The organism is Streptomyces boluensis, from assembly GCF_009908195.1.
GTDB lineage: Bacteria > Actinomycetota > Actinomycetes > Streptomycetales > Streptomycetaceae > Streptomyces > Streptomyces boluensis.
Genome location: NZ_JAAAHS010000373.1, coordinates 1 through 7,517, shown reverse-complemented (window position 1 = coordinate 7,517; position 7,517 = coordinate 1). Strand labels below are relative to the sequence as shown.

Annotated in this window: 9 protein-coding genes; 5 read left to right on the top strand and 4 right to left on the bottom strand. The window is 70.7% G+C overall.

Features of this window, described 5'->3' with window-relative positions:
- Positions 1–13: 13 nt before the first annotated feature.
- Positions 14–574: a peptide deformylase gene (gene def, locus GUY60_RS31160; RefSeq protein ID WP_161703909.1), complete on the bottom strand. Its 561-nt coding sequence runs from the start codon at positions 572–574 to the stop codon at positions 14–16.
- Positions 575–712: 138 nt separating this feature from the next.
- Here def and GUY60_RS31155 point away from each other — a divergent pair, with 138 nt between their 5' ends.
- The 5 genes from GUY60_RS31155 to GUY60_RS38325 all read left to right on the top strand — a co-directional run bounded on the left by GUY60_RS31155 (position 713) and on the right by GUY60_RS38325 (position 5,317).
- Entirely contained in the window at positions 713–1,960 is a 1,248-nt protein-coding gene (locus GUY60_RS31155) for a MurT ligase domain-containing protein (RefSeq protein ID WP_161703907.1), read from the top strand.
- Positions 1,961–1,993: 33 nt separating this feature from the next.
- Positions 1,994–2,722: a type 1 glutamine amidotransferase gene (locus tag GUY60_RS31150; RefSeq protein WP_161703905.1), complete on the top strand. Its 729-nt coding sequence runs from the start codon at positions 1,994–1,996 to the stop codon at positions 2,720–2,722.
- A 188-nt stretch (positions 2,723–2,910) separates the two neighbouring features.
- A complete protein-coding gene (locus GUY60_RS31145) occupies positions 2,911–3,936 on the top strand; it encodes a 6-phosphofructokinase (protein ID WP_161703903.1) in 1,026 nt (341 codons plus the stop codon).
- A gap of 103 nt (positions 3,937–4,039) precedes the next feature.
- Positions 4,040–4,990: a cytochrome c oxidase assembly protein gene (locus GUY60_RS31140; RefSeq protein WP_161703901.1), complete on the top strand. Its 951-nt coding sequence runs from the start codon at positions 4,040–4,042 to the stop codon at positions 4,988–4,990.
- Positions 4,991–5,179: 189 nt separating this feature from the next.
- Positions 5,180–5,317, top strand: coding sequence for a hypothetical protein (locus GUY60_RS38325; protein WP_187370173.1), 138 nt, complete (start codon positions 5,180–5,182; stop codon positions 5,315–5,317).
- A 57-nt stretch (positions 5,318–5,374) separates the two neighbouring features.
- On the opposite strand, the gene GUY60_RS31135 is transcribed toward GUY60_RS38325, so the two are convergent.
- The 3 genes from GUY60_RS31135 to GUY60_RS31125 all read right to left on the bottom strand — a co-directional run.
- Entirely contained in the window at positions 5,375–5,803 is a 429-nt protein-coding gene (locus GUY60_RS31135) for an SSI family serine proteinase inhibitor (protein ID WP_161703899.1), read from the bottom strand.
- Between the two features lie 253 nt (positions 5,804–6,056).
- Positions 6,057–6,551 (bottom strand): thioesterase family protein, encoded by a 495-nt coding sequence (locus GUY60_RS31130; protein ID WP_161703897.1) that lies wholly within the window; start codon positions 6,549–6,551, stop codon positions 6,057–6,059.
- Positions 6,548–7,517, bottom strand: a 970-nt coding sequence (locus GUY60_RS31125; protein WP_161703895.1) for a 3-hydroxyacyl-CoA dehydrogenase NAD-binding domain-containing protein, incomplete at its 5' end; no start/stop codon positions are given. The genes GUY60_RS31130 and GUY60_RS31125, both read right to left, overlap by 4 nt.

The window sequence follows — 7,517 nt, the reverse complement described above, 5'->3', positions numbered from 1 at the left end:
GGGCGGGGAAGGATCAGGCGCGTCCGGCACCCGACGCCGCACCCCAAGGCGCCCGCCGCGCAGCGCGAAGCACCCGCCCCCGGCGCCAATTGCCGAGCCGGTCCGGGTAGACCTGGCCCTCCAGGTGGTCGCACTCGTGCTGCAAGCAGCGGGCGAACCAGCCGGTGCCCTCGATCCGCACCGGCTCGCCGTTCCTGTCGACGCCCTCGACCAGGGCGCGGTCGAACCGCTCGGTCGGCGCCTCGAGGCCCGGCAGCGAGAGACAGCCCTCGGGGCCGCGTACGGCGATCCCGTCGGCGGCCACCAGGCGGGGGTTGACCACGTGCCCGAGATGGCGGCGGTCCTCGTCGTCCGGGCAGTCGTACACGAACACCCGCTGCGGGACGCCGATCTGGTTCGCGGCGAGACCCACGCCCTCGGCGGCGTACATCGTCGCGAACATGTCCTCGATCAGCCGGGACAGTTCGGGGCCGAATTCGGTGACGTCCTCGCAGGGCCCGTGCAGCACGGGATCGCCGAGCAGGGTCATGGGCCGTACGTGCCCGGAACTGCCGGGAATCGAACCGTGTCGCATAGCGGCCAAGGGTACGTTCCGGCGAACTGCGGCGGGCGTCACGGTGCCGCAGTGCGGGCCCCGGCGTGGACCTCGATAGGCTGAGGCCACCAGTGCCGGGGGCAGGCGCGGCGCCGGAAGCAAGGAGGAGCAAGGACGATGGCAGCAAACCCGGGTGGTGCGGACCCGCTGACGCCGCGGGCCAAGCTGGCCGTGACGGCCGGCAAGGCGGTCGCGGCGGCGTCGCGGGCGGCGGGGCGCGGCAGCGGATCGGTGATCGGCGGCCGGGTGGCCCTGAAGCTCGACCCGGACCTGCTCGGCCGGCTCGCCCAGCACCTCGATGTGGTGCTGGTCTCGGCGACCAACGGCAAGACCACCACGACGCGACTGATCGCGGAGGCGCTCGGCGCCGCCGGACCCGTGGTGTCGAACGCGCTCGGCGCGAACATGCCCGCGGGCATCACCTCGGCCCTGGCCGGGGGGTCGGACGCCAAGTTCGGCGTGATCGAGGTCGACGAGAAGTACCTGGCCGGCGTCGCGCGCGATGTCACGCCGAAGGCCATCGCCCTGCTCAACCTCTCGCGCGACCAGCTCGACCGGGCCGCCGAGACCCGCATGCTGGCCGAGAAGTGGCGCGAGGGCCTGGCCGGCTCCAAGGCCACGATCATCGCCAACGCCGACGACCCGCTCGTCGTGTGGGCCGCCTCCTCCTCGCCGAACGTGGTGTGGGTCGCGGCCGGCCAGGAGTGGAAGGACGACGCCTGGTCGTGCCCGTCCTGCGGTGGCGTCATGCAGCGCCCCGGTGACGACTGGTTCTGCGGCGAGTGCGGTTTCCGCCGCCCCGCGCCGAGCTGGGTGCTGAGCGGCGACCACGTGCTCGACCCGCACGGCTCGGCCTGGCCGATCCAGCTGCAGCTGCCGGGCCGCGCCAACAAGGCCAACGCCGCCACCTCCGCCGCCGTCGCCGCCAACTTCGGCGTACCGCCGCAGGTCGCCCTGGAGCGGATGTACAAGGTGCAGGCGGTCGCCGGGCGGTACGACGTCGTGCAGTTCCTCGAGCGCGACCTGCGGCTGCTGCTCGCGAAGAACCCGGCCGGCTGGCTGGAGACGTTCTCGCTGATCGACCCGCCGCCCACCCCGGTGATCCTCTCGGTGAACGCGCGCGGCGCCGACGGCACCGACACCTCCTGGCTGTGGGACGTCGACTACACCCGCCTCGCCGGGCACCCGATCTTCGTCATCGGCGACCGCAAGCTGGACCTCGCGGTGCGCCTCGAAGTGGCCGGGCTCGACTTCCGGGTCTGCGACAGCGTCGACGAGGCCGTACAGCTGGCGCCGCCCGGACGGATCGAGGCGATCGCCAACTACACCGCCTTCCAGGACCTGCGCCGCCGCGTCGGCAACTGACCCGCATCTCAAGGCTTTTAAGGACCGTCAAGCATGAGCGACAACAGTCTTCGTCTGGTGTGGGTCTACCCGGACCTGCTGAGCACGTACGGCGACCAGGGCAACGCCCTCGTCGTGGAGCGCCGCGCCAACCAGCGCGGTCTGCATGTGGAGCGCCACGACGTGCGCAGCGACCAGCCGGTGCCCACCTCCGGTGACATCTACCTGATCGGCGGCGGTGAGGACCGGCCGCAGCGGCTCGCTGCCGAACGGCTGCGCCGCGACGGCAACTTGAGCCGCGCGGTGGCCAACGGCGCCATCGTGTTCTCGGTGTGCGCGGGCTACCAGATCCTCGGCCACGAGTTCATCAACGACCTCGGTCAGCGTGAGCCGGGTCTCGGTCTGCTCGACGTGACCTCCACCCGCGGCGAGGGCGAACGGTGCGTCGGTGACGTACTCGGCGACATCGACGAGCCGTTGGGCCTGCCGCAGCTGACCGGCTTCGAGAACCACCAGGGTGTGACGCACCTCGGTCCGACCGCCCGCCCCTTCGCCCGGGTCCGCCTCGGCAAGGGCAACGGCACCGGCGACGGCACCGAAGGCGCGTACAACGACACGGTGTTCGGCACGTACATGCACGGACCGGTGCTCGCGCGGAACCCGCAGATCGCCGACATGCTGCTGCGGCTCGCGCTCGATGTGAACGCGCTGCCGCAGGTCGACGACCGCTGGTACGACGCGCTCCGCGAGGAGCGGATCGCGGCCGCCACCCAGCCCGCCTGAGCGGGCCTCAGCACGCTTGAGCGGACGCCTCAGGGGCCTTCACGGCCCCTGAGGCGTTTTTGTGGTTCCGGACGAAGACCGGCCCTTGGAACGGATTCGGCGCGGTCGCTTCGCACTAGTAGGGTGACGCTGAATTCGCCGGACGACGTGGTCCGGTCATCCGCCCACGTTGCAAGGGTTCATGGGTCATGCGTATTGGTGTCCTCACCTCCGGCGGCGACTGCCCCGGCCTCAACGCGGTCATCCGGTCCGTGGTGCATCGAGCCGTCGTCGATCACGGCGACGAGGTCATCGGCTTCCACGACGGGTGGAAGGGCCTGCTCGAGTGTGACTACCGCAAGCTCGACCTCGACGCCGTCAGCGGCATCCTCGCCCGCGGCGGCACCATCCTCGGCTCCTCCCGCGTCCAGCCCGCGCACCTGCGCGACGGCGTGGAGCGGGCCAAGGGGCACGTCGCTGACCTCGGTCTCGACGCGATCATCCCGATCGGTGGCGAGGGCACGCTCAAGGCGGCCCGTCTGCTCTCCGACGCCGGGCTGCCCATCGTCGGCGTACCGAAGACCATCGACAACGACATCGCGGTCACCGATGTCACGTTCGGCTTCGACACCGCGGTCGGCGTGGCCACCGAGGCGCTCGACCGTCTGAAGACCACCGCCGAGTCGCACCAGCGCGTGCTGATCGTCGAGGTCATGGGCCGGCACACCGGCTGGATCGCCCTCAACTCCGGTATGGCCGCCGGTGCGCACGCGATCGTCGTGCCGGAGCGGCCCTTCGACATAGACGAGCTCACGGCCAAGGTCGGCGCCCGCTTCGAGGCCGGCAAGAAGTTCGCCATCGTCGTCGCCGCCGAGGGCGCCAAGCCGCGCGCCGGTTCGATGGAGTACGACGAGGGCGGCAAGGACATCTACGGCCACGAGCGCTTCGCCGGTATCGCACGCCAGCTCTCCATCGAGCTGGAGCAGCGCCTCGGCAAGGAGGCCCGACCGGTGATCCTCGGCCACGTCCAGCGCGGCGGCACCCCCACCGCGTACGACCGGGTGCTCGCCACCCGCTTCGGCTGGCACGCCGTCGAGGCCGCGCACCGTGGGGAGTTCGGCATGATGACCGCGCTGCAGGGCACCGAGATCATCATGGCGCCGCTCGCCCAGGCCGTGGAGACCCTGAAGACGGTCCCCGCGGAGCGGTACGCCGAGGCCGAGACTGTCCTCTGACACAGCCCTCTGACACAGCCCGCGCAGACCGCCCCCGGCCGAAGCCTCGGCCGGGGGCGGTTCTACTCTGGTTCGGACAACCGGTACGAATCAGGAGCAGCGGATGGATCACAGCGGGCACGGCATGATGATGGATCTGCCGCCGTTCACGCTGGGCCGAGCCCTTCAGTTCTCTACGGACCCGTTCTTCCTGGTGGGCTGCCTGCTGGCGCTCGGCCTCTACGGGTGGGGCATGGTACGGCTGAAGCGCCGCGGCGACGCGTGGCCGGTGGGCCGGGCCATCTCCTTCACGATCGGTGTGCTCACCATCGCCCTGGTGATGTGCACGATGCTGAACGACTACGGCATGGTCATGTTCAGCGTGCACATGGTGCAGCACATGGTGATCAGCATGCTGTCGCCGATCCTGCTGCTCCTGGGTGCGCCGATCACGCTGGCGCTGCGGGCGCTGCCGGTCGCGGGCCGGGGCCGCAAGGGGCCGCGCGAACTGCTCCTGATGCTGCTGCACAGCCGGTACATGAAGGTGGTCACGCACCCGGCGTTCACCATCCCGCTGTTCATCGCGAGCCTCTACGGCCTGTACTTCACGCCGATCTTCGACTTCCTGATGGGGTCCACGCCGGGGCACATCGCGATGATGGTGCACTTCCTCGCCGTGGGCCTGGTGTTCTTCTGGCCGATCATGGGTGTGGACCCGGGGCCGCACCGGCCGGGGTACATCATGCGGATGCTTGAGCTGTTCGCGGGCATGCCGTTCCACGCCTTCTTCGGCATCGCCCTGATGATGGCGACCCAGCCGATGGTCGGCACGTACATGAACCCGCCCGCCTCGCTCGGTATCGACGCGCTCGCCGACCAGGAGGCGGCGGGCGGTATCGCCTGGGCGTTCAGTGAGATCCCGTCGGTGGTGGTCCTGGTGGCCCTGTTGTTCCAGTGGCGCAAGTCCGAGGATCGCGAGGCCCGGCGCAAGGACCGTGCTGAGGACCGCAACGGCGACAAGGAGCTGGAGGCGTACAACGCCTATCTGGCCTCGCTGCACGCGCGCGGGCAGTAGCCCCACGGCACCTCGACACCTCGGCACCTCGCACGAAGGCCCCCGGAACCTTGGGTTCCGGGGGCCTTCGCGTACGGACGCTGGCGCAACCTGCCTCGCTCGGGGGACGATGTCCCCAGGTCACGGTTCGGGCACCGGGTGCCCGGACAGGGTGAGGAGGGTATTGCGATGCCCGGTTCCACGAAATCGATGGGGGTTGCCACCGTAGCTGCGCTCGTCGCGGTGACGGGCTACACGGTGGCGCTCGGCAGTAACGGCTGGCTGTGGTTCGGCTGGATCGTCCTCGGCCTGATCACGCTCACCATGGCACTGTCCAAACCCGTCTGAGTCCTGAGTTCTCTGAGCTCTGACTTCTGAGTCCTACGCTCGGGGTCCGGCCGGCGCTCAGAAGTCGAAAAGCGGTCCGGTACGGGCGTTCAGCGCGCACTGGTTGGGAAAGGTGCGGTGCCAGGAGACCGCACGTCCGCGGTGCGTGCCGGAGGCGGTCACGGTGACCGGGTCGTACTGCATCGTGCACGGCATCGGCCGCTCGGGCAGGGCGTCGAGGTCGCCGTGCACGTCGTCGAGGAGCGCGCAGGACGCCTCGGCCCTGGGATGCGGCGGGGCCATCGCGGCCTTGGGCCGCGGCGGGACGGGCTGCGGATCGCAGTGCAGCTCGACGCCACGGATCCAGGTCCGCTCGGAGCCCGACACGGTGAGGAACAGGCCGGACTCCACGGGATCCGTGTCGGCGGCGTGGACGGGGGCGAGCGGGGCGGCGACGGCTACCGAACCGGCGAGTAGGGCTGCTGCGGCAAGGGTGCGGGAACGCATCCGGACCTCCGGGGGAAATGGGGAAACCGGAGGTCAGAGCATCCGCCCGGACCGGCAACACCAAGCGGCCACGCCGCACGGTCCGTCGTACGGGTAGCGCCGCGCACATACGTACGCACGGGGCCTTCGGGTACGTCCCCGCCCACGGCAGCCGAACGGGCCCCGCCCCCGGGGGACGGGGCGGGACCCGCGTGTGTGGGCCGGGTTTTCCCTAGGGCGGCTTCCCTAGGGCGGTTTCCCGGGGGAGGTTTCCCTAGGCGACCGGGGCGATCGAGCGGCCCGCCCAGGACGGGGCGGCCTCGGTGAGGTTCTTGAGGCGGGTCGTGATCTCGTCGGGGAACGGCACCGTGCGGCCCGCGTCCTGGTCGACGTGGAGGGCGAGCAGCTCGGTGGTGGCCGCGGGCTCGGCGTCCTGCGGGATCTCGGTCTCGGGCTCGTCGAGGACGAAGATCTCGTGTACGAAGTGCGCCTTCTTGGCGGCGGCGCCGAGGATCCGGGAGCGGACCGCGAGGTGGGCGCCCTCGGGGACGTCGTTCAGGTACCGGATGTGCGACTCGACCGTGTAGAGGGAGCAGCCGCTGGACTCGCGGTACGCGGAGTGCAGGCCCACCTCGATCATCATCGCGTCGGTGGCGTGGCCGAAGACGAGGACGTAGAAGGCCTCGCTCATGTGGCCGTTGTAGTCGATCCACTCCGGCCTGACCGTGCGGTGCAGCAGGGGCAGGGTCTGCTCGGTCGTAGTGGTCATGCGTTCTCCTGGTGCTGATCGGCGCTCTGGGCGCGCTGCTGCGGCAGGCGGCCGGTCGCGCACAGAACGTCGATGACGCCCTGGTCGCGTTCGGCCACCAGGTCCGCGATGGTGCGTCCTGCGGCCTCCTCGTCGCAACCCGCGACCACGGCGTCGTACAGCTTCTTGTCCAGCTCAGGGGCCTCAAGTCGGGTCCATGGGGACTTCAGGGACGGTCCGAAGTGGTCCAGCATGTGAGCCATTCCACCCTCGCCGCCCGCGAGCGCGAAGGTGAGCATGGGGCCCATGAACGCCCAGCGCAGTCCGGGGCCCTCGGTGATGGAGTCGTCGATCTCCTGCACGGTGGCCTCGCCGTTGGCGACCATGTGCAGGGCCTCGCGCCACAGGGCTTCCTGGAGGCGGTTGGCGATGAAGCCCGGCACCTCGCTCTGCATGGTGATCACGGACTTGCCGGCCACGTCGTAGAAACGGGACGCCCAGGTCACGGCGTGCTCGGCGGTCGTCTCACCGCCGACGACCTCGACGAGCGGGATCAGGTACGGCGGGTTGAAGGGGTGTCCGACGACCAGGCGGCCGGGGTCCGCGGCCGTGGTCTGCATGTCGGTCATCGGGTAGCCGGAGGTGGAGGAGGCGATGACCACACCGGCGGGGGCGGCGGCGTCCAGCTGGGCCAGCAGATCGCGCTTGAGCTCCAGCTTCTCGGGGGCGCTCTCCTGCACGAACTGGGCGTCGGCGACGGCCTCTTCGAGGGTCGCGGCCACGGTGAGGCGGTCGCGGGACGCGCCGTCGGCGAGGCCGAGCCGGCCGAGCGCGGGCCAGGCGGCGTCGACGAGGCGGCGCAGCTTGGCCTCGGCGTCGGGCGCCGGGTCCCAGGCGGTGACGTCGTAACCGCGGGCCAGGAAGTGGGCGACCCAGCCGCCGCCGATCACACCGGCGCCTATGCAGGCGACGCGGGTGACGTCCTCG